Consider the following 22,502-nt stretch of genomic DNA (forward strand, 5'->3'; position numbering starts at 1 on the left):
AAAGGCTGCCGCATTCGGAATGACATTAGCCCCTCTGAATCCCGTCGTCGAAGTCATTGTGATAAAGGCTTACCAAGCTATGGGCAGAAGCAGGTTGGCCCAGAAGAATACTTTCGATTCAATTTCAATAAATTTCCGCAATGTGGTCACAAGGCCACTTATACCCCGCGCCTCAATTCTACGCCGGCGCAATTTGATTTACGGCAGGCGAGTGAAATATTCATGCGGGGCGGGTAGCGTCTGGGGGATGCCCGCCTCGCCTCCGACTGTGTCGTCCGTTCGCCTGATGCGTTTCCTCACGCCGGTCGTGTTGACTGCCGTCATGACTGCTCCCGCCGCGCTGGCCGCTCCTGCTCCCTCGACGCTCACGGTGCCGGTGTCGGTACCGCTGGCGGGCGTGCAGGGCGCGGCGAACGCGCGGGTGCCGCTGGAGTTCGCGCGGGTGAATGAACAGCGGTCATTCCTGGGCGGTCTGCTGACGGTTTCGCTGTCGGGGATGGTGACGCGGGCGGGGCACGTGCAGGTGCGCTCACTTCCGGACGGCTCGGGCCTGCGGGTCAGCGTGCCGATCCGCGCGGCCTTCCGGGCCGAGCCGGGCGGGGTGGGGGCGTTCCTGGCGCGTGACTTTGGTGGCGAGGCGACCGTGGCCCTGACGGTGGTGCCGACTGTCACGCCCGACTGGGAAGCGGACGTGGCGGTGAAAGGCGACTACGCCTGGACGGACCCGCTGAGTGTGGAACTGGCGCAGGGCGTGCGGGTCAGCGTGCAGTCCCTGGTGGACGCGCAGGTGCGCGCGCAGCTGGACGCACTGGCGGCGCAGGTGCGGACGTCCGTGCGGGAGCAGGCGCGGCTGCGGGAGCGGGCGGGGACGCTGTGGGCGCGCGCGCAGCAGCCGTGGACGCTGCCCACACCGGACCCCGCGTACGCGCGCGTGACGCCCCTGAACCTGAGCGTCTCGCCGTTCCGCTTCACGCCGGACGCACTGAAGGTCACGCTGGGCGCGCAGCTGCGCCTGGACGCCGGACTGGGCCGCGCGCCCGCCCAGGTGGCCCAGCCCCTCCCGCCCCTGCGCCGCAGCGAGACGCTGACCCCAGACGTGAACCTCAGCGTGCCTGCCCGTCTCCCCTACCCGGAACTGTCGGCGGCGGCCACGCGGGAGGCCGCGAAGCGCACCCTGACGCTGCCCGTCCCGACCTCACCCACGCTCCGCGTGACCGGCGTGACCCTGAGCGCGGCGGGCGCAGCCCTGAACGCGGCCGTGAGCCTCCAGATCAGCGGGCCGCTGGGCCTGAAACTGAATGCCACGGCGGACGTGCGCGGCACGCCCACCCTGGACGCCGCCGGACAGGTCCTGACCCTGAAGAACGTCACGGTCCGCACGCGCCGCGAGGGCCTGACGGGACGCGCGCTGGCGTGGCTGGCGGACGCCCGCGCGCAGGCGTACGTGGCGCAGGCCGCCCGCTTCGACCTGCGGCCGCGACTGGACGCCGTGCGCGCGCAGATGCAGACGCGCCTGCCCTTCACGCCCACCCCCGGCGTGACCCTGAGCGGCACGCTGCGGTCCCTGAGCGTCACGGATGTGCGCGTCACCCCGGACGCCCTGATCGTGACCGGCGAGGCCCTGGGCACCCTGAACGCCACGGTGGACGCCAGCGCCACCCGCTAAACCGAACCGCCTTCCCCTGGCGCGCGCAGAGCCCTGTCAGTGGGTGCGGCGCAGGATGTAAGCATGTCGCCCCGACGCTTCACCGTGCACCTCGGTCTGGCCGCCCTGTCCTTCGTGGTGCCCGCCGTGTGGTCCAGCTGCAACCGGCTCCTGCATCCCGCCCCGGCAGCAGTAACGCCACGATCGACCCCCGGCCAGACCACCGGGCTGCTCCCCTCGTGCGCGTCGGCGGCGGACCGGAACACGACGGGCGCGCCCCCCGCCCAGCAGGACGAGGCGGTGCGGGCGGCCTGCGAGGCGGCTCAGCTGGTGCACGCCCTGGAAGACACCCACTAACCTGTCGCTGGAGAAGCTCACTGCCCCTGCGGGAAGGAGGCCGCCCGCACCGCGGAACTCCGCCCCCTGCCCGCTGAACCTGGGTTGGTCGCAGCCCCACAACATAGGGAGGGGGCCATCCTCTGGGCGCGCTCGTGCGGGGCGCCCCTGGACGGTTCACCAGGGACCGGCAGCCAATGGGACCTGAAGGGGCAGGGGCTCCTAAGCACTCTGTCGACAGCGCGCCGGGCACCCATTCACCTGCGGTGTCCCTGGTCACGCCGCATCCCCACGCTCTCCGCGTCCTGTGCGCCGCCCTTGTGCTCGCCGCTGAACGGCTCGCGCCCGGCCGCATCTCCGTCATCTGCAAGTTCAGGCACAGCGCAGATGGATAGCGCTCCGTGCAGCAGTCCCTGGGCGTGAGCCTGCGGCTGTCTGTTCCAGCTGCACCGACGATCCCTTCAGGGTGGCGCCCACCAAAGTTAGGCGTCGTCCGGGTCGTACCCCCAGGCCAGCAGGTCCTCAGGGGTCGGCGCGCGCTCCTCCAGCAGGGTGGTCCGACCAGCCTCCAAACGTGCGTGCACGTACACCTCGTTGCCAGGCTCGATGGTCCACAGTTCAAAGCGCAGGGCTGGCCACCGCGCCGCTGTGGCCTCCAGCCACGGGACGGGCGCCGCCCACGCCGTCACGAAATCCAGCGTGAGCCTGCCCGGCGTGACGATCACGGTGACCTCGGCGGCGTCCCGGCTGGAGCCCCAGTGCACGGCCTGCCAGGACGCGCCGTCCAGCGGCACGTCCGGCGTTGGGTCCTCGCCGCCAGCCGTGATGGCCACGGCCCGCTGAAGATCGTGCAGGCCGCCCACGCCGTACCCGCGTGCCAGCACGGCAGCCGGGACGGGGACCTGCGCGCTGAACGTCAGCGCCTGCGTCGGCGCCCGGCCACGCCCGTACACCGGGGTCGGGCCCTGCTGTGCGGCGCGCCACGCGGCGAGCAGGTCATCCGCGCCGCTCACTTCCAGCCTGTTCTGACACCAGTTCGTCATCTGCCTCCTCCGGGCCGTGTTGCCCTGCGGGTCATCCTGGCATGGCGTGGTCATGACAGGCGGGCGCATCGTGAACAAACCCCGATCCCCGCGCTCCTCGCCGGCTTGTTGACAACACCCGACTGATAGGCTGCGCTGTGCTTCCCTCCGATCAGGACCAGCAGGCCCGGCGGCTGCTCAGCGTGTATGACACTGAACTCCGCGAGGCGGCCGAGATGACCGGCGCCACCACCGTCACCCGCGACGGACCCCTGTGGCGCGGCACGTTCGGCGACCGGGGTTTCGTCACGTACCGTGACCTTGGTGGCCTCACCGGCCCGGCCCTTGACCACCTGATCGCGCGGACCGTCACGTATTACGCCACGCAGACGCCCGTCACGTCCTTTGAATGGAAGACCCGCGGGCATGACGCCCCCGCAGACCTGCCGGACCGGCTGGTCGCGCACGGCCTGCACGCCGAGGAGCCGGAAACCGTCATGCTGGGCGAGGCGGCGCTGCTGGCCGTGGACTTGCCCCTGCCCGGCGGCGTGCACCTGCGGCGCATCGACCATCAACCGGATCCCCTTCCCGACCTGATGCGCGCCGCGGCGGCGCAGGAGCGCGCGTTCGGCACGCCGTTTTCCGCGGCTGATCTGGCCCTGCGCGTCCAGCAGCACCGGGACCTTCTGGAGTTCTGGGTGGCGGAAGCGCACGGCGAGGTCATCTGCACCGGCCGCCTGGAAGTCGTACCCGGCACGGCGGTCGCCGGCATCTGGGGGGGCGGCACCGTCCCTGAATGGCGCGGGCGGGGCATCTACCGCGCGCTCGTCGCGCAGCGGGCCAGGTCCGCCCTGGCCCGTGGCGTGCGCTACCTGCACAGCGACTCCACCGCCGCGTCCCGCCCGATCCTGCACCGCAGTGGGCTGCTGCCCGTGACCACCACCACGCCCTTCATCTGGACCCGCCAGGAACCCCGGCGCTGAACGGCGGACAGCGCCGCAGCCTGCCTGGGTTTTTACCGGATGGGATGACCGTGCTGGCATGCCCCCACCGTCACCTGCCGCCAGACCGGCGGCCCACAGCGGCCCCCGTCCTGCTGGTGCCTGATCGACTCGTGCGCTCCGGCCACTGGACCACCGGCCAACGGTCCATCTCAGGATGACCCCTCCCTCTGTGCCCCTTGCAGATTGTGCAGGGCGCGCGGGCTCCGGCAGCATCCTGCGCCTGTACACTCACGGACGCGCGGAGGTCCGGACAGCGGCGCTGATGCAGGCCACTGCGGGACTCAACTGATTCCGGAAGAGGTCGAAGAGGGGTGAAGGGTATGGAAGAGACGATGGGGAAAGCGCCGCGGAGTCGCGCGCGCATGCTGGAGCTGGTGTTCCCGAAGGACACGAACTATCACGGGACGGCTTTTGGTGGGTGGGTGCTGTCGCTGATGGATAAGGCGGCGAGTATCGCGGCGGTCCGTCACGCGGGGGGCAATGTCGTGACGGCCCGCATGGACGGCGTGGATTTCCACGTGCCGATCCGGGTGGCGGACGCGGTGGCGCTGGACGCGCAGGTGGTGCGGGTGGGCCGCACGAGCATGACGATCCGGGTGGACGTGTACCGGGAGCACATGCCGACAGGGGATCAGGAGCTGGCCACGACAGGCTTTTTCGTGTTCGTGGCGCTGGATGAGCAGGGCAGGCCGCGCCCGGTGCCGCCCCTGCCGGAGGGCCAGGATACGAGTGCGGCGGAGCCGGACTTCGAGGCCCGTCCGTGACGGAGGAGCGGCTGCACCTGACGCTGGTGCGGCACGGCGCGACGGACTGGAATGGCGCGGGGCGCTGGCAGGGCTGGTCGGATACGCCGCTGGGCGCAGTGGGGGCGGAGCAGGCGGCGCGGCTGCGGTCCCGGCTGACGGGCCGGGCGTTTGACCGGGCGTTCAGCAGTGATCTGGCGCGCGCGGCCCGCACGGCGGAGCTGAGCCTGCCGGCGGGGACGCCGCTCACGCTGGATGTGCGGCTGCGCGAACTGCATTTCGGGGTGTTTGAGGGTGTGACCACGGATGAGGTGCTGCACGACGCGGGGTACGCGCAGTGGCAGCTGGATCCGTGGGGTTCGCCCGCGCCGGGTGGGGAGAGCCTGGCGCAGGTGGGGGCGCGCCTGCGGGACTGGGCGGAGGAAGTGCCGGGCGGGCGCGTAATCGCGTTCACGCACGGCGCGGCGATCCGCGCGCTGCTGTGCGACCTGTTCGGCTGGCCTGCCGACCCGCAGCCGGGGTACGTGCTGCCGTTCCCGTACCAGCTGTCCCACACCAGTCTGACCACCCTGACCCGCGCCGGACGGGGCCCCGGGGCGCGCTGGGCGCTCGTGACGTACAACGATCACGCGCACCTGGAGGAGCCAGTCGGCGGTTGACCGGCGGCTGGCCTTACCCCGCGGTGACGCCCTCTTTCCCGTGGCGTGGTGGGGCGATGTCCAGTTCACTGGCGAGTTCGGCGAGGAAGGCGCGCATCGTGAGGGTGCGCCGCCTCGCCTCGGCCTGACCGGCGGGCGTGAGGAACGTGCCGTCGAGGCGCAACAGTTTCGTGAAGAAGTGGTCGGTGGTGTACTGGAGGTCGTCCGGGTCGCGCGCCTCGGCCCAGGGGTCGTCGGGGTGCATCAGGGCGCGGCCCAGCTGCCCGCCGACGCCCGCGACGCGCAGCACGCCCAGGGCGCCCAGGGCGTCGAGTCGGTCGGCGTCCTGAAGGGCGCGGCCCAGGGGGGTATTGGGCGTCGCGCCGCGGGAGTAGCTGTGGTCGCGCACGGCGTCTGCGATGGCGTGGGTGTCCTCCGGGGTGAAGCCCAGCCTGGGCAGGTGGGTGAGGACGGCCTGGGCGCTGAGGTCGCTGGCGTGGGCGCGGTCCGGGTGGTTCTTGGGGAGGTTCACGACGTCGTGCGTCAGGGCGGCGGCGACGGCCAGGGCGGGCGCCTCGTCGGGCGCGCAGCGGAGCGTCCAGCGGGCCACGCGCGCCAGGTGCGCGGCGTCGTGCGCGGCGTCGGGGCGCATCTCGGTCTGCACCCAGGCCCACACGCGGGGCAGGCGGCCGTCGAGGGCCAGCAGGGGGGTCAGGCCGTTCAGGGGCTCACCCCGAGCGCCAGTTGGGCCTGCGCGAGGTGGTGGCGCAGGTGCCAGTCGTGCTTGGCGGTCAGGTCCCACAGCGTCTGGGGGCCTTCCTGCGGGTGGGTGAGGCTGGTGTCCAGCTGGGCGGGGCTCAGGGCGCGCAGCAGGGTCGTCCAGCGGCGGTTGGTGGTGCGCAGGAGGTCCAGGGCGTCCTGGACGGGCAGGGTGGCGTCGGGCAGGGTCAGCCAGGCGTCCTGATCGAAGGGCTGGATGGTATACGCGGGGGTGGTGAGGGCGTACTTCAGTCGGTTCAGGCCGTGGGCGTGCGCATCCGCGGTGTGGTGCGCCAGTTGCGTGATGGTCCAGCCGTGCGGGTGTGGGCGGGCGTCCAGGCGTGCGGTGGGGGTGCCGGTCAGGAGGTCCTGCCAGGCCAGCGTGACGGCGTCCATGCGCGCCGCGACGGCGCCGGGCGTGTCTGCGGTGCGCGGCAGCGGCGGGATGAGCCCGATGGGCGCGCGGGGGTCGGGGGCGGTCATGCGCGCAGCATACCGGCGGCGCGCGCGATGGGCGGCTGGGCCCGGGCGGGCGGCGCTGGCGGGACGGAACGGTGGGGGGTAGGCTGGGCGCATGACCCGCTCTGCGCCCCGGCGCCCCACGATTCTGGTCGTGGATGACAGCCCGGGGGTCCTTCAGCACCTTGAGTACCTGCTGGCGCCGCACGTGACCGTGGTCACGGCGGAGAGTGGCGAGCAGGCGCTGCGGGCCGTGACGGCGGACACGGCGCTGGTGCTCACGGACGTGCACATGCCGGGCATGGGGGGCGTGGACCTCGCGCGGCAGTTGCGGCGCGCGCACCCGCTGCTGCCCGTGGTGTTCATGACGGGGGGGGTCGAGGCGGACCTGCGGGTCCAGGCGCAGGAACTGGACGTGCTGGACGTCCTGCGTAAGCCGCTGCGGCCGGGTGTGCTGTTTCCGGCACTTCAGGGCTGGCTGGCGCGCCAGCCGCCGCGACCGGACCGGGATCCGGTGGTCGCCGCCTCCCAGCGGGCGGGCGCGCGGGACACGAGTGGGAGAGCCTCCGCAGGCCCGGCGTCCCCGGGTGGGGCGCTCCTCCCGGAGTGGCCCCGGCAGCAGGCGCAGGTTCTCGTGGCGGGCCTGCTGGCCCTGCCGGGCGTGACGGCGGTCTGCGCGTTCAATGGGCGGGGCGAGCCCCTGACGTCTCAGGAGGTGCTGGGCGTGCAGGTGGGCAGCTACCTGCGGTTCCTGCTGACGGCCGCGCAGACGCTCGCGCCGCACCTGCGGGTGCTTGCGCCGCTTAAGGCCGCGCAGCTGGAATTTCAGGAGCGGGTGCTGGTCGTGTGTCCCTCCCAGGACGGGTTCGTGGCGGTGCTGGTGCGGGATACGTCCGGCGCGAGCAGCGTGAAGGCCTGGATGCGCCGCCGCGCAGGTTGACCCGTTTATGCTGCGGGCATGCTGACCTTCGCGGAGGCCCGTTCCCCTGATCTGCTGCCTGCCGTGCAGGCGGAGGCCGCCCGGCTGCTGGCGCTGGGCACGCCGGGCGTGGTGGTGCCGCCGGCGTTTGAGGAGGCGTTCTACCGGGGGGGGAATCTGCCCGAGCAGTTGCGGCGGCTGTTCGCGCCGATCCGCCCGGCCCGCATTGACGAGGACGCGCTGGAGCCGCTGGCAGCGCAGGCGCAGACCCTGATTCGCACGTCGTACCTGATGGATGACGCGGTGCAGGCCTTCTACCGCGCTCTGGCCCGCGCGAACGTTCCGGGTGGGGCGCGCATGCGGGTCCGCCGGGCGGATGAGGTGGAGGCCGAGGAGGTCACGTTCCTGGTGCCGGGCACGGCGGCCCTTCAGGCGGTGAAGCGGGTGTGGGCGCGGGACTGGACGTTCGAGGCGGTCCTGGACCGTCTGGACCGCGCGGGGAGCGTGGCGCTGGAGGCCCGGCCCACCCTGCTCCACGCCACCGGCTGACCTGCGGCGTGCGCCTGCGAAACCGACCGTGCAGGCACCTGCTAGGCCCTGTGCACAGTCGGCCTGTTCCGCGCGGTGGGCCGGGTTCAGTTCAGGCGCAGCCAGTAGTAGTCGTACTTCCCGAGGATCATGGCGTACGGCGTCTCGCCGATGGCGGGGAAGGGACTGGCGCCGGCCAGCGTGACGGGCACGCGCCCGACGAACTGGTCAAGGTTCAGGTGGACCGACTGGGCGTTCCCGGCGAAGTTGCTGACGATCAGCAGCGTCTCGTCCCCGGTGCGGCGCGTGAAGGCCAGGATGGCGGGGTTGTCGGTGTCAATGAATGTCAGGTCGCCCACGGCGAAGGCCGGGTGGCGGCGGCGGAGTTCCAGCTGGCGACTGGTCCATTTCAGGAGGCTGCTGGGGTCCTGTTCCTGACTCTGCACATTCACGCGGCCGTACCCGTAGACGGCGTCCCCGATGGGCGGGAAGAAGCACTGGTCGGGCGTGGCGGTAGAAAAGCCGCCGCTCATGCCGGCGTTCCACTGCATGGGGGTGCGCACGCCGTTGCGGTCGGCCAGGGACAGGTCGTCGCCCATGCCGATCTCGTCGCCGTAGTACAGGATGGGGCTGCCCGGCAGGGCCAGCAGGACGGTGGTCAGGAGTTCCACGCGGCGCCGGTCGTTGTCCAGCAGCGGCGCGAGGCGGCGGCGGATGCCCACGTTGATCTTCATGCGGGTGTCCGGGGCGTACGCGGCGTACATGAAGGCGCGTTCGTCGTCAGTGACCATTTCTAGGGTCAGTTCGTCGTGGTTGCGCAGGAAGGTCACCCACTGCCCGAACGCGGGGATGGCGGGCAGGCGCTCCATGATCTCGCGGATGGAGGTGGTGTCCTCCTTCTTCAGGCTCATGTACAGCCGCGGCATGACCGGGAAGTTGAAGCACATGTGGAATTCGGGGTCGGCGTCCGTGCCGAAGTACTCCACGACCTCCTCGGGCCACTGGTTCGCCTCGGCCAGCAGGACGCGGCCGGGGTAGTCCTGGTCGACCATGCGCCGGAAGCGTTTGAGGATGTCGTGCGTTTCGGGCAGGTTCTCGCAGTTGGTGCCCTCGCGCTCGATCAGGTAGGGCACGGCGTCCACGCGGAAGCCATCCACGCCGAGGTCCAGCCAGAAGCGCGCGGCGTTCAGGATCTCCTCGGTCACGCGGGGGTTGTCGTAGTTCAGGTCCGGCTGGCTGGAGAAGAAGCGGTGCCAGTAGTAGCGGCCGCTCTGCTCGTCCAGCGTCCAGTTGCTGACCTCGGTGTCAGTGAAGATGATCCTGGCCCCGGCGTACTCGGTGCCGGTGTCGCTCCAGACGTAGTAGTCGTGGTACTCGTTGGGGCTGCCGTCCGGGAGGGTCGGGCCGCGCCGGGCCGCCTGGAACCAGGGGTGGTCGCTGCTGGTGTGGTTCGTCACGAAGTCCGTGACGACGCGCAGGCCGCGGGCGTGGGCCTCACGCAGGAAGACCTTGAAGTCCTCCAGGGTGCCCAGGTCCGGGTGGATGCCCACGTAGTCGGCGACGTCGTAACCGTCGTCACGCAGGGGGCTGGGGTAGCACGGGAGGATCCACAGGACGTCCACGCCCAGGCCGCGCAGGTAGTCGAGTTTGCCGGTCAGGCCGGGGAAGTCGCCTTTGCCGTCGCCGTTGCCGTCCGCGAAGGTGCGGACCGAGAGTTCGTAGAAGACGGCGCTCTTGTACCACTCCGGTGCGGGAACACTGGTCATAATCTGGAGTCTAAGACACGCCCGGTCTGGAAGCGCTGCCACGCCGTTGGGGGTGCCCTCACAGCCCTCACGCCACGCGCGGCCGGAATGCAGGCGGCATGAAAAAACCCACCCTTGCGGGTGGGTGTGGTGGCTGGGGCACTAGGACTCGAACCTAGATCGACAGTGTCAGAGACTGGTGTCCTGCCATTAGACGATGCCCCAACGGTCTTGCTCTGACCAGCTTGCCCGTAAGGCGAAGCGTGAGGGAGTATAAACACCCACTTGGTCGGGCGTCAAGTCACCCCCCTGCCGCGCCGCGACCCGCCTTCCGTGACGTAACGCCGTACAACCCGTCTGGACCGCGTTCAGAGCGCAGTTGCCGCGACACTCTGAACTCTGGTACACTAAGGTGTTGCCGCGCCCACCCATCGCCGTGCCCCAGGGCCGGACAGCCGGGTCGGGAAGCAGGTATCAGGCCGGTACGGACGCCGCAAAGCGCCCGCACCCAGGAGGACAGGAGTTCATGGAAGACAACACCCAGACCCCCGCCCAGCAAGGCGGGACTCAGCCCACGACGGGCACCACCCCCAGCACCCCCACCCCCGTGGAGGAGCGCGAGTACCCCGCGATGACCATGGAGGACATCCTCGCCAGTGAGGCGCAGGAACCCCAGAACGTCAGCCGCGGCGACATCGTTGACGGCACCATCGTGTTCATCGGCCAGGAAGGCATTGCCGTGGACATCGGCGCCAAGGTCGAAGGCATCATCCCCCTGAACCAGCTGGGCGACGAGCCCGTCACGCTGGAGCAGGCCCAGGAGATGTACAAGTCCGGCGAACAGATCGAAGCGTACGTCGTGCGCGTCGACCTGCCCAACAGCCAGATCGTGCTGAGCAAGAAGCGCGCCGATCAGGACAAGGGCTGGCGCGTCCTGGAGAAGATGCAGGAAGCCGAAGAAGCCTTCGAAGTCGACGTACTCGAGAAGGTTCGCGGCGGTCTGGTCGCGCAGGTTGAAGGCATCCGCGCCTTCCTGCCCGCCTCGCAGGTGGACACCCGCCGCGTGAACGACCTCGACCCCTACGTGGGCAAGCCCCTGATGGTCAAGCTCATCGAGCTCAACCGCAAGCGCAACCGCGTGATCATCAGCCACCGCGCCATCCTGGAAGCCCAGAAGGCCAAGGCCCGTGAAGCCACGGTCGGCCAGCTGGAAGCCGGCGCGCAGTTCGAAGGCGAAGTCGTCGAAATCACCGACTTCGGCGTGTTCGTGAACCTGGGCGGCATCGACGGCCTCGTTCACCGCAGCGAACTGACCTACGGCCGCTTCAACCACCCCCGCGACGTGGTCAAGGTGGGCGACAAGGTGCAGGTGCAGGTCATGGACGTGGACAACGACCGTGAACGCATCAACCTGAGCATGAAGGCCCTCACCCAGGACCCCTGGGAAGGCGCCACCGAGCGGTACAGCATCGGCCAGAAAGTGCACGGCAAGGTCACGAACCTCACCAACTTCGGTGCGTTCGTCGAACTGGAATCCGGCCTGGAAGGTCTGGTGCACGTCAGCGAGATGAGCTGGACCAAGCGCGTCCGTCACCCCAACGAAGTGATGAAGGAAGGCGACGAGGTCGAAGCCGTCATCCTGCGCATCGATCCGAAGGACCGCCGCATCAGCCTCGGTATTCGTCAGACCACGGATGATCCCTGGAGCGCCCTGCCTGACCGCTACCCGCCCGGCACCCCCGTGAAGGGCAAGATCACCGGCATGACCGACTTCGGCGTGTTCATGGAGATCGAAGAAGGCATCGAGGGCCTGATCCACATCAGCGAACTCGACCTGAACCGCGTCAACAACCCCGCCGACCTGTTCAAGAAGGGCGATGAGATCGAAGCCGTCATCCTGAACATCGACCCCGTCGAGCAGCGCGCCAGCCTCAGCCGTCGCCGCTTCCTCGGTGGTGGCGCAGCGCCCACCCAACGTGACTACGTCAGCCAGGGTGGCGGCGCCCGCAGCGACCGCTACAGCGGTGGCCAGGGCGGCCAGCGCGGCGGTGGCCGTCGCCGTGAAGGCGGCGCGGACTACGCGTACAACGCCAAGGACGCCCAGCAGGGCGGCAAGATCAGCACCAAGCTCGGCGACGTGTACGCCGACCTGTTCGCCCAGTTCGGTCTGGGCGGCGACAAGAAGACCGAAGAAGAGCAGGGCTAAACCCCGCCTCTTCAAGGCCCCCCGGTGTTCGCACCGGGGGTTTCTTGTTGCCCCTGCACAAGAAAGGAGGCCCAGGCGGCCTCCCCTCTCCCACTCGCCTGAGGTCTACAGCGGGTGCCGGGCCGCGGCAAACGTTCCCTGCGCGCTGAAATCCCCCGGGATCTTCATGTACTCACCGTCGGCGTTCAGTTCCCACGAGCCGCGCGTATCGGCCCACTCGGTGTCCAGGATGCTCAGGAACGCCTCGCGGTGACCGTCATCCAGCACCGGCGCGATTACCTCGACGCGGCGGTCCAGGTTGCGGCTCATCCAGTCGGCACTCCCGAAGTACACCTCGGGACTGCCGCCATTCCCGAAGGCGTACACTCGCGCGTGCTCTAGGTAGCGGCCCAGCAGGCTGCGGACCCGCACGTTCTGCGACAGGCCCGGCACGCCTGGGCGTAGGCAGCACACGCCGCGGATGATCAGTTCCACCCGCACGCCCGCCTGAGCGGCGCGGCACAGCGCCTCGACCATGCCCGGGTCGGTCAGCTGGTTCACCTTCACGCGCACCCAGGCGTCCAGGCCGTCCCGGGCGTGCGCGGCCTCGCGGTCCAGCAGCGCCTCAAAGCCCGTGCGGGCGGTGTCCGGCGCGACCAGCAGGTGCGTGTACTCGGCCTCCGCGTACCCGGTCAGGTGATTGAACAGTTCCGCGACGTCCGCGCCCAGATCCGGGTGGGCGGACAGCAGGCTCAGGTCGGTGTACAGCCGCGCGGTCTTCGCGTTGTAGTTCCCGGTGCCGATGTGCACGTAGCGGCGCAGCCCGCCCTCCTCGCGGCGGACGATCATGGTGACCTTCGCGTGCGTCTTCAGGCCCGCGACGCCGTACACGACGTGCGCCCCGGCCCGCTCTAGTTTGCGCGCCCAGGAGATGTTGCGCTGCTCGTCGAAGCGCGCCTTGAGTTCGATCAGCGCCACGACCTGCTTGCCGTTCTCCGCCGCCGTGCGCAGCGCCGCGAGCAGGCGGGGATCGTCCCCTGTGCGGTACAGCGTCTGCTTGATCGCCAGCACCTGCGGGTCGCGGCTGGCCTCCTCCAGGAAATCAAGGATATTCGTGAAGCCGTCGTACGGGTGGTGCAGCAGCACGTCTCCCGCGCGCAGCGTATCGAAGATGCCGCTGTCCTCATCACCGTCCAGGTCCGGCACCGCTGGCGCGAACTCCGGAAACCCCAGGTCCGGGCGTTTCACGGGCAGGCCCATCAGGTCCGCTGATCCCAGCGGGCCGTCCAGCAGGAAGATGTCCTCCGGGGCCAGCCGCAACCGCTCCTGAAGGAACGCGGTGAGCGCCGGCGGCGTGTCCCGCATCACCTCCAGGCGCACCGCTGACCCGAAACGCCGCCGCCGCAGGCCGTCCTCGATGGTGGCGAGCAGGTCCTCGGCCTCCTCCTCCTCGAACTCGTAATCGGTGTTGCGGGTCACGCGGAACGCGTGCGCGGCCAGCACGGTGCGGCCCTTGAACAGCTCGCCGATGTGCGCGGCGATCACATCCTCCAGCAGCAGGATCGTGTCCGCAATGCACACCGCGCGCGGCAGCACCCCCACCGGCACCTTCACGCGCGCGAACTCCGGAGCCTCACCCTCACCGCCGTCAAGCAGCACCGCGAGGTTCAGGCTCAGGTTACTCAGGTACGGGAAGGGGTGGCTGGGATCCACCACCAGCGGCGTCAGCACCGGCTGGATCTCCGCAAGGTAATGCTCACGCAGCTGCGCCCGCGCGCGCTTTCCCAGATCCGAGACGCGCGCAAACCGCACGCCCGCCGCGTTCAGGTCCCGCAGGGTCTTGCGGGTCACGCGCTCAATCTCACGCAGCATCACCTGCGTCCGTTCACGCACGAGCGCCAGCGTCTCGCGCGGCAGCAGACCGTCCGGGCTCGGCGTATTCACGCCCGCCGCAATCTGACGGTGAATGCCCGCCACGCGCACCATGAAGAACTCGTCGAGGTTGCTGCCGCAGATGGCCGCGTACTTCAGCCGCTCCAGCGGCGGGTTGCGCTCATCGCGCGCCTCCGCCAGCACGCGCTCATTGAACGCCAGCCAGGACAGCTCCCGGTTCAGGAAGGGGCTCTCGGGGTTGGCGACCGTGCTGTGCGTCCGCACGTCCTCCCCCCCGGGTTCCTCCTTCCGCCGCGAGCGGCCACGAGAGGAAACGGAACGGGCAGGCAGGGACTTATCAGCAGGCACAGTCATGACTCCTTCAGCAGTGAACAGGATTTCGGTCAGCGGGCCGTCACCGCATTACAGCACGGCCCGCCCAATCAGACGTCCTGCTCCGGCCCGGCCTCCTCCGCGTCCTGCGCGGCCAGCATCACGTCCCGGAAGGCGCGCACCGCCTCCTGCACGAACATCAGGGAGCGCGGCAGGGCCTCCACGAACCCCTGCGGCTGCGCGTGCAGCGCCTCCACACCCGCCCACACGTCGCCGTCCACGGTGTGCAGCTTGACCAGCTTCGCCTCCCGGTTCACGGCGTCACACGCGAACAGCGCCCGGCCGTACTCCTCATCGGACTCCAGCGGCCAGAAGTTAGGGAACAGCAGGTGATAGAACCCCACGTCATCCCCCTGCGCAGGCACGTAGTACTGCCCACCCTCGAACATGAACGCCAGGCCCGACTCTGCGTCCACCTGCACCGCGAACCCCAGCGCCACAAGGGCGTCCCGGACCGCCGCGAGCCCCTCCGGCAGGGGCGCCGCGGACCGGGGTGGGGGGGCGACCTTCACGACCTTCTTCTTCACCGCTTGCGCAGCCATATCATTCCTCCAGCGCACACCCGCCAGCCCACGTCAGGGCGGCGGGACAGGGGGCTCAATTCGGGCGGTTCGACTCGTCCGAGTACAGGTCTTCCGGCAGGTCCTCCGCGAGGAACGTCATGTACCGCATGTTCAGCAGGTGCCGCGTCGCCACCCGCTCGAACGCCGCGCCGTTCTCCTCAGTCTGCGCATTCCCGAACCCGTACTCGCCCACCACGAACGTCCCGTCCGGCTGAAAGTACGCGATGGCCGACCCGGCCGGATCACGGAAGGTCCACCCGCCGTCCCCAGCGTCCCCCGGATCACGCACCGGCTGCGCCAGCCGCTCCTGAATCCGCACGTACCGCTCGTCATCCAGCGCCGCGTGCCGGAAACCCCGCGTGGCCGTCTCCACCATGTACCCAAACCGCCACCCGAAGAACCGCACGTCGAACCGCAGCGGCCCCGACGCGAGCAGAATCGACGTCGCGTCCCGGCTCACCTCCTCGGCCTGGTACTTCTTCCGCATGAACACCGCGAACGCATCCGACGCCGTCGGGTACACGTTGAACCCCTCGCCGTAATGGAAGCCCCCCAGCCACTGCGACACGCTGGGCCGCGCGGCCTCCGTGAACGGCAATCCCAGGTACGCCCGCGCCGCCATCACCCCCTCCTCCAGCATGAACAGCGCCACATCAATCAGGGTGTCCGCCCGGAACTGCCGGTCAAAACCCGCCGATTCCACACCCAGCACCAGGTCACCCGAACTCGGATCAAAATGCGCCCGCACGCCCGCGCACGACCCGCACACATGATCAATGCAGCGGTACGCAAACGCTTTCTCCGCCACCGACCCCGCCCGTAAGACGTTGCATTCCGGCACACGAGTCGTCAGGGACAGACCGAGGAGGTTCGCCACGATAGGCATCGTCACGCTCATTCCCCGGTAGGTGAACGTGGCCGTGTCTTCCCCCACCTGCTGGAACGAGTGAGGCTCTCCCCCCGCCGCAGCGAGCGTCGCTACCGTGGTCAGGGCGTTCTCACGCATCTCTCCAACCTCAACGCCCTGGCGCAGATGAGGCTCCGGCTGTTTCTTCCTGAACAGTCCGAACATCAGTCGCCCGCCTTCATGTTCAGTTGTTTGGCCGTGTCGTCCACGATCTCATCCGGGTTGAGGCTGGGGAAGAGTTCCTTCAGGACATCCTCGGCAACTTTCAACACACCACTGGCCTCTTCCTCGGTGGCCTTCTTCTTCTCGTCTTTATCGCCCTTGAGTTCCTTCGCTTTCGCCTTCACGGGCGCGGCGATGGCCGACTCGGCGGCCTTACTGAGCACCTCGTCCACCGCTTCCGAGCCCACCGTGACCACCGACGCCAGTGGCGTGGTGGATTTCAGTGCCTGAATCACCTTGCCGTACTTCTCGATTCGCTCGTTGATCGGCACACGGGCCGGAGTGGTCAGCGCCATGCCCAGCCGCTCGAACGCACCCTTATCAGCGGCGTTCTTCCCGAAGTACCGCTCCATGGCCTTTTTCGACGCATTCAGCGCCTCGGTCTTCATGGCCAGCGTCTGAAGGGTCGTGGAGGGATGCCGCGCGACGAAGGTCTCAGCCTGGCGGGTCAGCAGGTCAGCGGATTTCTTCACGGCAGCATCTGCTGCTTCCTGAGCCCGCTGCCGGATGACGGTCTGGCTCACCGTGACGCCAGGCGCACTCGGCTGGGCCAGCAGGGCTGCCTCAGTGTCCTGCGCGACCTTGTCTCGGAGGCGCTGCTCGGCCAGAGCGCGGGCGTGGGCGACTTCTGCCTGGTAGGTCAGTGGCGCGCCCTGCTCGGCCAGGACCTTGAAGTCCGCCTGGACGCTGCCGTGGCGGCCCAGCAGGCGGGAGAGGTCCTTGTTCAGGTCGTGGCTGGCGTCGGCCCAGACTTTGTTCAGGTGCGTGCGGATGGCGGTGCCGCTGGCGCGGAATTCCACGATGGCCTTGGCGACGTGCCCGTCGGGGTTGCGGGCGATCAGGTCGTCGAGGCGCTGGACGGTGGTGGCCTTGAGGTGGCGGGCGTGCCGGGCGACGCTGGTCTGGGTGATTTTGCTGCCCAGCGCGGCCTTCCAGGCGTCGACACGGTCGGCGGCCTTGACGCGGCCGTTCGTGAGCCTGCGGCTGAGGCTGTTCCCGGCGCCGTCCACAGCGTCGCGGAGTTTGCGTGCGGCTTTCAGGACGGGGCTCTTCCGGGCCTGGTTGCGCAGGAAGGAGAGGGCGGTGTTGTCCCACCTGCGGAGGTTGGCCGCGCCCTTGCGTACGCTCCCGGTGATCGCGTCTGCGCCCCTGCTGGCCAGTTTGCGGAGGGTGGGCGTCTGGGCTTTCAGGTACGCGTGGGCCTGTCGGGCGCGGCGGGAGGTCAGGACGCGGACCTTGCGGGCAGCGGATCCGGCCTTCGCGGCGGCGTTGCTGACACCGGTGGTGACGGCGTTCTTGACGTTCGTGGCGGCGCGGCCAATGGGCTGCGTGAGGTATTTCTGCGCCAGCTTCCCGGCGTTCTTCAGGACGGTCTTCGCGCCGGTGGGCAGCACGCGCCGCGCGAGGGTGGCGGCGGCCTTCCCGCTGCCTTTCAGAGCGCCCTGCGCCAGGTGAGCCAGGCCGCGCGCGGCGGGCGCGAGGCCCTTCCCGAACGCGCGTCCCACGCCGACCACGGCCTTCCCGGCGAATTTGAACACCGGGCCGCCCACACTGCCGACAACAGCGTCCACGGCGATACTCTTGGCGGTGACGTCCTCGAAGGTGCCGCGTGCCTTGAACTTATACCCTTTCTCCTTTTGCGCTTTGGCTTTCGCGGCGGCGTTGAAGACCTTGTTCTCCACGACCTGCGCAGCGATACCGCCCCCAGCGCTGATCCCGGCGGCGAGCGCCAGGGCAGGCGCCGTCAGCGCGCCGCCGGTCGCGACGGTCGCGACGGCCACAGCGGTCAGGGCGACGCCCTTCCAGAATTTCGCCTTGCCTTCCGGGGTGGCGTACCACTTCTTGAACTGATCCAGTTTCGCCCCGGCGTACTTTCCCGCAGCGGCAGCGCCGTTCATGACGCCCTTGACGGGATTCTTCGCGAAGTCAGCGGCACCCTTGACGACTTTCTTCGCGCCGTCCAGCAGGCCCGGCAGGTTCTTCGCGGCGCTGGTGTGCAGGCTGGTCAACTGCTTTCGGAAGAAGCCCATGACGCCCCCGGCCTCGCGGGGTGGCGTGGCGGGCCGGCCCGCCATTTTTGGGGTCGGGTTGGTCTGTTTCGCGGGCGCTGTCTTTCGCGCTGCGGGTGGCAGGACCGGGCCGATCATGGGCGCGGCCTTCAGGCCCGGTCGGGGCGCCGCGGGGGTTCGCCCGACCTTCAGGGCGCCGTGCGCTGGCCGGGCGGGCGCCTTCTGGGCGGGCGGCTTGGATCCTGGCGTCAGGGGTTTTTTCTGGTTGGCTTTCTTGCCCTTGGGTTGCGGCTGTTCGAACATGACGGCACCTGCAAAATGAACATTGAGGGTCGGCGCGGCAGAGGAGACAGGCCAGTCTAGAGGTGACCGTCCGTTCAGCCAAGCAGAAATGACCGGGCCTGCCCGACCGGTAAACCCGTCATGAACCTTCTGACGAGGTCAGGCCTGCGCGCCGCCTGGCACGATCTGTGAGGCGTCCACGCCCAGCCGGTCCAGCGCCGCCTGCCACCGCTCCTCGGCGGGCACGTCCCACAGCAGGTCCGGGGTGCTCTGCTCCACCCAGACCCAGGTGCCCTCGCGGGCCTCCTCGGTCAGCTGACCCGCCCCCCACCCGGCGTACCCGAGGACCAGCATGAACGGCTGGCCGCTGCGCTCCACGGCGCGCAGCACGTCCATGCTGCTCGATACGGTCAGGCCGGGCAGCAGCCGCAATTCCCCGTCCATGGTCACGGGCTGCCGGTACAGGCACCAGCCCAGCGTCGGATCCACCGGGCCGCCCAGCCACGCGCGCTCCGGGTGGCCCTCCAGTTCCGGCATGAGGTCCTGCACGCTCTGGGTCATCGAGGCGTTCACGATGAGGCCCATCGCGCCCTTCGTGTCGTGTTCCAGCAGGAGGATCACCGCACCTTCGAACGGTCCGCCGCGCAGGTGCGGGCTGGCCACCAGGAACGTCACGGGCGCGCTCATGAGCACAGGATAGCGCGCCCCGCCGCTCTCTTCAGAACAGTTCAGTACGTGATGCGCCGCGTGACGGTCATGAACGTCTGCCCCTGCATGGTCCCGGTCTGCCGCACCCAGTTGCCCTGCGCGTCGTACTCGATCTGCCACTGTTCCTGCACGTCCCCCAGGTCCGCCATCTGGATGCGCGTGACGCGCCCGGCAGCGTCGGTGGTCATCAGCACGGCGGGCAGGCGCTCACCATTCGCGCGGTCCTCCACGCGGATACCCGTGCCGTCCGGCGCGTAGGTGTAGGTGGTCTGGCGCGTGGCGCGGCGGCCAGAGCCGGGGAGGCTGGCGGCGATGTCCCGCTGGATCAGGCGGCCGCGGTCGTCCAGCTGGGCGGTGGTCACCTGGGCCACGGCTCCGGCGCGGGTGACGCGCTCCACCACCTGCCGTGTCGCAGCGGAGTAGGTGCAGCTGACCTGCTCCTTCACGGCCTGGAAGGTTTCGTTCTCCCACACGCCGCTGTATGCGGTCAGGCGGCCCTGCGGGTCGAAGGTCACGGTGACCGGCTGGCGGGGCTGCCGCTGCACGTCGGCGAGCGTGACGCCCTTGCCGCTGAACAGGGCGTCCAGGCCGCCTGCCGCGCGCTGGTAGCCGGCCCTGCCGGTCAGGGTCAGCAGTGACCGGGTCAGGTCGCCCGGGGCTTGCGTCTCGATCTGCGCCAGCTGACCGCTCTGGAAGGTGAACGTGCGGATGGTCAGGGCTGCGTCACCCGGTCGGGCAGGATCGGTCTCGCGGCGTTCCTCGACCACCTGCCGAGCACTGCCCTGAACGCGTGGGAACAGGGTGCGGTCCTCGCCGGGCACGTCGTAGCAGTACGCGGCGTGCGCGGTGGACAGGGTGGTCAGGAGCAGCAGGGGCAGCAGGCGGCGCATGTCCCGGCAGGATAGGGCGGCGACGGGGCGGACATGCACAAACCTCCCCGTCCAGTCTGGACGGGGAGGTTCTGAGGGAGGGGGATTACGCGCGGGCGTCGGTGCGGCGGGCGCTCTTGCGTTTCGGGGCGGGGAGGGTGGGGGCGGGGCTGCCGTCGCGGGGCGTTTCCAGGGCTTTCAGGCCGCCGACGAGGGCCACGTCGAGCACCTGATCCACGGTCTCGCAGGGGTGGAAGCGCATGCTGCTGCGCAGGTGCAGCGGGATGTCGCGCAGGTCACCCTCGTTCGCCTTGGGCAGGATGATGTGCTTGATCCCAGCGCGGCGGGCACCCAGCACTTTCTCCTTCAGGCCGCCGATGGGCAGGTAGCGGCCGGTGAGGGTCATCTCGCCGGTCATGGCGACGTCGTGGCGGGCGGGGATGCCGGTCAGGGCGCTGATGAGGCTGGTGACCATGGCGCCGCCGGCGCTGGGGCCTTCCTTGGGGATCGCTCCGGCGGGGACGTGCACGTGGATCTCGCTGTCGTCAATGCGGGCCTTGTCGATGTGGAAGCGTTCGGCGTTGGCCTTGATGTAGGTCAGGGCGGCGCGGGCGCTTTCTTTCATGACGTCGCCGAGCTGGCCGGTCAGGACGAGGCCCTTGCCGGGGCTGGTGCTGGTTTCCACGAAGAGGATGTCACCGCCGACCGGGGTGTAGAACATGCCGGTGCTGACGCCCACCATGTCTTCCTTGCCTTCGGTTTCGGGGATGTGGCGGGCCTGCCCGAGGTACCGGTCGAGTTCCTTGTCGGTGACCTTGACGCGCTTAACCTCGCCGGTGGCGATGCGGCGGGCGACCTTGCGGGCGACCGTGCCGATCTCGCGTTCGAGGTTACGGACGCCGGCCTCGCGGGTGTAGTGGCTGATGAGTTTTTCCAGGGCGGCGTCGGTGAACGCGATCTGGTTGGCTTTCAGGCCGTTGGCGATCAGCTGGCGGGGCAGCAGGTAGCGCTTGGCGATCTCGAGTTTCTCCTGCTCGATGTAGCTGGAGAAGTCGATGACTTCCATGCGGTCCATCAGCGCAGCCGGGATCTGCTCGGGGTAGTTGGCGGTGGCGATGAACATCGTCTCGCTGAGGTCGAAGGGCACGCCCAGGTAGTGGTCGGTGAAGTGCTGGTTCTGCGAGGGGTCGAGCACTTCCAGCAGGGCCGCCGAGGGGTCACCCTGGTAGCTGCTGCCGAGCTTGTCGACCTCGTCGAGGAGGATCACGGGGTTCTTGGTGCCGGCGGTGCGGATGCCCTGGATGAGGCGGCCGGGCATCGCGCCGATGTACGTGCGGCGGTGACCACGGATGTCGCTCTCGTCGCGGGCGCCGCCCAGGGCGATGCGGACGTACTTGCGGCCCAGCGCCTTGGCGATGCTCTGCGCAATCGAGGTCTTACCGACGCCGGGAGGGCCGGTGAATACCAGGATCGGGCCCTTGTTGACGTCCTCGGCGCTCAGTTCGCCGCGTTCGGCGCGTTCCTTGCGAAGGCGGCGCACGGCCAGGAATTCCAGCACGCGGTCCTTGACCTTCTCCAGGCCGTAGTGGTCGTCGTCGAGGATCTGGGAGGCCTGCATGACGTCCAGCTGGTCATCACTGCGGGTATTCCAGGGCAGTTCGGTGATCCAGGTGAGGTACGTGCGGATGACGCTGGCCTCGGCGGCGTCGGGGTGCATGCGCGCCAGGCGGTTGACCTCGCGGTCGATGTCCTTGCGGACGTCAGGTTTCAGGTCGAGGGCGTCCAGCTTGGCGCGGAACGCTTCAGCCTCGTCGCCTTCCTCGCCGTCCTCGCCGCCCTGGAGTTCCTTCTGGATGACCTTCATCTGCTCGCGCAGGTAGTACTCGCGCTGGTTCTTGTCGATCTCTTCCTTGACCTGGGCGCGGATCTTGGCCTGCACGGCCTGCACTTCCTGTTCGGTGTCGAGCAGGGTGAGCAGTTTGCGGATGCGGGCGGTCAGGCTGGGCAGTTCCAGCAGGGCCTGCTTGTCATCCAGCTTGAAGTCGAGGTTGAAGGCGATGTGGTCGGCCATCTCGCCCAGGTCTTCTTTGCTGTGGATGGTCTGGACGGTCTCGGCGTTCAGCTTACCGCCGCTGGCCAGGGCGTCGAAACGCTCGCGCAGTTCACGGCCCAGCGCCTGGAGTTCGACGGTGTCGTCGGCCTCGGCGTTCAGGGGGGTGATGTCGGCGCTGAGGTAATCGCCACGCTGGTAGTTGCTGGCGCGGACGCGCGCGACGGCAGACACGAGCATCTGCACGGTGCCGTCGGGGTTCTTGCGCACGCGCAGGACGTTGCAGGCGGTGCCGACGTCGTACAGGTCGCTGCCCTTGGGGTCGTCGATGTCCTTGTCGCGCTGGGAGACGATCAGGATGACCTTGTCGCTGCCCATGGCCGCCTCGATCGCGCCGATGGACAGCGCGCGGCTGGCGTCGATGTGCTGGACCATCGTGGGGTAGATCACGCTGCCGCGGACCGGGCAGACGGGAACGTTGCTGGGGAGGGTGTTGGTGGGCATCTCGGAACTCCTTTTCGCCCGGGTGGGGTCTTGGTGAGAGCGGGTTCCTGAAACTCCTGCATCCAGGAAACTTGAGTGCAACTATATCAAGTTTCCAGGGTGGGGGCAAGCCGCAGCCGACCCGAACGAGACCACTTCAA

The 22,502-nt window shown here is 69.2% G+C and carries 19 protein-coding genes and 1 tRNA gene; 8 read left to right on the forward strand and 12 right to left on the reverse strand.

Annotated features, from left to right (window positions below; genetic code table 11):
* Positions 1-322: 322 nt before the first annotated feature.
* Both IEY63_RS13515 and IEY63_RS13520 read left to right on the forward strand, forming a co-directional pair.
* On the forward strand, positions 323-1,666 hold the full coding sequence (locus tag IEY63_RS13515; RefSeq protein ID WP_229784709.1) for a DUF4403 family protein: 1,344 nt from the start codon (positions 323-325) through the stop codon (positions 1,664-1,666).
* Between the two features lie 63 nt (positions 1,667-1,729).
* On the forward strand, positions 1,730-2,002 hold the full coding sequence (locus IEY63_RS13520; RefSeq protein ID WP_189069540.1) for a hypothetical protein: 273 nt from the start codon (positions 1,730-1,732) through the stop codon (positions 2,000-2,002).
* Between the two features lie 461 nt (positions 2,003-2,463).
* On the opposite strand, the gene IEY63_RS13525 is transcribed toward IEY63_RS13520, so the two are convergent.
* Positions 2,464-3,024, reverse strand: coding sequence for a hypothetical protein (locus tag IEY63_RS13525; protein ID WP_189069541.1), 561 nt, complete (start codon positions 3,022-3,024; stop codon positions 2,464-2,466).
* Between the two features lie 137 nt (positions 3,025-3,161).
* On the opposite strand from IEY63_RS13525, the gene IEY63_RS13530 reads away from it, so the two are divergent.
* The 3 genes from IEY63_RS13530 (at position 3,162) to IEY63_RS13540 (ending at position 5,409) form a co-directional block, all read left to right on the forward strand.
* The gene (locus tag IEY63_RS13530; RefSeq protein ID WP_229784710.1) at positions 3,162-3,986 is read left to right on the forward strand and encodes a GNAT family N-acetyltransferase; all 825 of its coding nucleotides are present in this window, start codon (positions 3,162-3,164) and stop codon (positions 3,984-3,986) included.
* 341 nt (positions 3,987-4,327) lie between these two features.
* Positions 4,328-4,771 (forward strand): acyl-CoA thioesterase, encoded by a 444-nt coding sequence (locus IEY63_RS13535; RefSeq protein WP_189069542.1) that lies wholly within the window; start codon positions 4,328-4,330, stop codon positions 4,769-4,771.
* Entirely contained in the window at positions 4,768-5,409 is a 642-nt protein-coding gene (locus IEY63_RS13540) for a histidine phosphatase family protein (protein WP_189069543.1), read from the forward strand. Before IEY63_RS13535 ends, IEY63_RS13540 begins: the two co-directional genes overlap by 4 nt.
* Before the next feature lie 13 nt (positions 5,410-5,422).
* Here the strand turns inward: IEY63_RS13540 and IEY63_RS13545 are convergent, their stop codons facing one another.
* Together IEY63_RS13545 and IEY63_RS13550 are read right to left on the reverse strand one after the other, a co-directional pair.
* The gene (locus tag IEY63_RS13545; RefSeq protein WP_229784711.1) at positions 5,423-6,052 is read right to left on the reverse strand and encodes an HD domain-containing protein; all 630 of its coding nucleotides are present in this window, start codon (positions 6,050-6,052) and stop codon (positions 5,423-5,425) included.
* 56 nt (positions 6,053-6,108) lie between these two features.
* Positions 6,109-6,630, reverse strand: coding sequence for a DinB family protein (locus IEY63_RS13550; protein ID WP_189069544.1), 522 nt, complete (start codon positions 6,628-6,630; stop codon positions 6,109-6,111).
* Between the two features lie 91 nt (positions 6,631-6,721).
* On the opposite strand from IEY63_RS13550, the gene IEY63_RS13555 reads away from it, so the two are divergent.
* Together IEY63_RS13555 and IEY63_RS13560 are read left to right on the forward strand one after the other, a co-directional pair.
* Positions 6,722-7,546, forward strand: coding sequence for a response regulator (locus tag IEY63_RS13555; RefSeq protein WP_189069545.1), 825 nt, complete (start codon positions 6,722-6,724; stop codon positions 7,544-7,546).
* 18 nt (positions 7,547-7,564) lie between these two features.
* Complete coding sequence (locus IEY63_RS13560) at positions 7,565-8,074, forward strand: hypothetical protein (protein ID WP_189069546.1); 510 nt, start codon at positions 7,565-7,567, stop codon at positions 8,072-8,074.
* 86 nt (positions 8,075-8,160) lie between these two features.
* Here IEY63_RS13560 and treS read toward each other — a convergent pair whose 3' ends face one another.
* The gene (gene treS / locus IEY63_RS13565; RefSeq protein ID WP_189069547.1) at positions 8,161-9,819 is read right to left on the reverse strand and encodes a maltose alpha-D-glucosyltransferase; all 1,659 of its coding nucleotides are present in this window, start codon (positions 9,817-9,819) and stop codon (positions 8,161-8,163) included.
* A 130-nt stretch (positions 9,820-9,949) separates the two neighbouring features.
* Positions 9,950-10,023, reverse strand: a tRNA-Gln gene (locus tag IEY63_RS13570).
* A gap of 301 nt (positions 10,024-10,324) precedes the next feature.
* Here IEY63_RS13570 and IEY63_RS13575 point away from each other — a divergent pair.
* Entirely contained in the window at positions 10,325-12,004 is a 1,680-nt protein-coding gene (locus IEY63_RS13575) for a 30S ribosomal protein S1 (RefSeq protein WP_189069548.1), read from the forward strand.
* Positions 12,005-12,109: 105 nt separating this feature from the next.
* Here IEY63_RS13575 and ppk1 read toward each other — a convergent pair whose 3' ends face one another.
* From ppk1 to lon, 7 genes are all read right to left on the reverse strand, one after another.
* Complete coding sequence (ppk1, locus tag IEY63_RS13580) at positions 12,110-14,230, reverse strand: polyphosphate kinase 1 (protein ID WP_189069549.1); 2,121 nt, start codon at positions 14,228-14,230, stop codon at positions 12,110-12,112.
* Positions 14,231-14,298: 68 nt separating this feature from the next.
* Entirely contained in the window at positions 14,299-14,790 is a 492-nt protein-coding gene (locus IEY63_RS13585) for a hypothetical protein (protein WP_229784712.1), read from the reverse strand.
* A 55-nt stretch (positions 14,791-14,845) separates the two neighbouring features.
* A complete protein-coding gene (locus IEY63_RS13590) occupies positions 14,846-15,817 on the reverse strand; it encodes a hypothetical protein (RefSeq protein ID WP_229784713.1) in 972 nt (323 codons plus the stop codon).
* 65 nt (positions 15,818-15,882) lie between these two features.
* On the reverse strand, positions 15,883-18,252 hold the full coding sequence (locus tag IEY63_RS13595) for a hypothetical protein (RefSeq protein WP_189069551.1): 2,370 nt from the start codon (positions 18,250-18,252) through the stop codon (positions 15,883-15,885).
* A gap of 138 nt (positions 18,253-18,390) precedes the next feature.
* Positions 18,391-18,918, reverse strand: coding sequence for a YqgE/AlgH family protein (locus IEY63_RS13600; RefSeq protein WP_189069552.1), 528 nt, complete (start codon positions 18,916-18,918; stop codon positions 18,391-18,393).
* A 41-nt stretch (positions 18,919-18,959) separates the two neighbouring features.
* On the reverse strand, positions 18,960-19,829 hold the full coding sequence (locus IEY63_RS13605; protein WP_189069553.1) for a hypothetical protein: 870 nt from the start codon (positions 19,827-19,829) through the stop codon (positions 18,960-18,962).
* 85 nt (positions 19,830-19,914) lie between these two features.
* Entirely contained in the window at positions 19,915-22,362 is a 2,448-nt protein-coding gene (gene lon / locus IEY63_RS13610) for an endopeptidase La (protein WP_189069554.1), read from the reverse strand.
* Positions 22,363-22,502 lie beyond the last annotated feature (140 nt).

The sequence above is a fragment of the Deinococcus radiotolerans genome, assembly GCF_014647435.1.
Classification (GTDB): domain Bacteria; phylum Deinococcota; class Deinococci; order Deinococcales; family Deinococcaceae; genus Deinococcus; species Deinococcus radiotolerans.

What these genes read in the sequence shown, in the direction of transcription:
- IEY63_RS13515 (WP_229784709.1), top strand. Translation starts at nt 323, where the DNA reads ATGACTGCTCCCGCCGCGCTGGCCGCTCCTGCTCCCTCGACGCTCACG.
- IEY63_RS13520 (WP_189069540.1), top strand. Translation starts at nt 1,730, where the DNA reads ATGTCGCCCCGACGCTTCACCGTGCACCTCGGTCTGGCCGCCCTGTCC.
- IEY63_RS13525 (WP_189069541.1), bottom strand. Translation starts at nt 3,024, where the DNA reads ATGACGAACTGGTGTCAGAACAGGCTGGAAGTGAGCGGCGCGGATGAC.
- IEY63_RS13535 (WP_189069542.1), top strand. Translation starts at nt 4,328, where the DNA reads ATGGAAGAGACGATGGGGAAAGCGCCGCGGAGTCGCGCGCGCATGCTG.
- IEY63_RS13550 (WP_189069544.1), bottom strand. Translation starts at nt 6,630, where the DNA reads ATGACCGCCCCCGACCCCCGCGCGCCCATCGGGCTCATCCCGCCGCTG.
- IEY63_RS13555 (WP_189069545.1), top strand. Translation starts at nt 6,722, where the DNA reads ATGACCCGCTCTGCGCCCCGGCGCCCCACGATTCTGGTCGTGGATGAC.
- IEY63_RS13560 (WP_189069546.1), top strand. Translation starts at nt 7,565, where the DNA reads ATGCTGACCTTCGCGGAGGCCCGTTCCCCTGATCTGCTGCCTGCCGTG.
- treS (WP_189069547.1), bottom strand. Translation starts at nt 9,819, where the DNA reads ATGACCAGTGTTCCCGCACCGGAGTGGTACAAGAGCGCCGTCTTCTAC.
- IEY63_RS13575 (WP_189069548.1), top strand. Translation starts at nt 10,325, where the DNA reads ATGGAAGACAACACCCAGACCCCCGCCCAGCAAGGCGGGACTCAGCCC.
- ppk1 (WP_189069549.1), bottom strand. Translation starts at nt 14,230, where the DNA reads ATGACTGTGCCTGCTGATAAGTCCCTGCCTGCCCGTTCCGTTTCCTCT.
- IEY63_RS13585 (WP_229784712.1), bottom strand. Translation starts at nt 14,790, where the DNA reads ATGGCTGCGCAAGCGGTGAAGAAGAAGGTCGTGAAGGTCGCCCCCCCA.
- IEY63_RS13590 (WP_229784713.1), bottom strand. Translation starts at nt 15,817, where the DNA reads ATGCGTGAGAACGCCCTGACCACGGTAGCGACGCTCGCTGCGGCGGGG.
- IEY63_RS13595 (WP_189069551.1), bottom strand. Translation starts at nt 18,252, where the DNA reads ATGTTCGAACAGCCGCAACCCAAGGGCAAGAAAGCCAACCAGAAAAAA.
- IEY63_RS13600 (WP_189069552.1), bottom strand. Translation starts at nt 18,918, where the DNA reads ATGAGCGCGCCCGTGACGTTCCTGGTGGCCAGCCCGCACCTGCGCGGC.
- IEY63_RS13605 (WP_189069553.1), bottom strand. Translation starts at nt 19,829, where the DNA reads ATGCGCCGCCTGCTGCCCCTGCTGCTCCTGACCACCCTGTCCACCGCG.
- lon (WP_189069554.1), bottom strand. Translation starts at nt 22,362, where the DNA reads ATGCCCACCAACACCCTCCCCAGCAACGTTCCCGTCTGCCCGGTCCGC.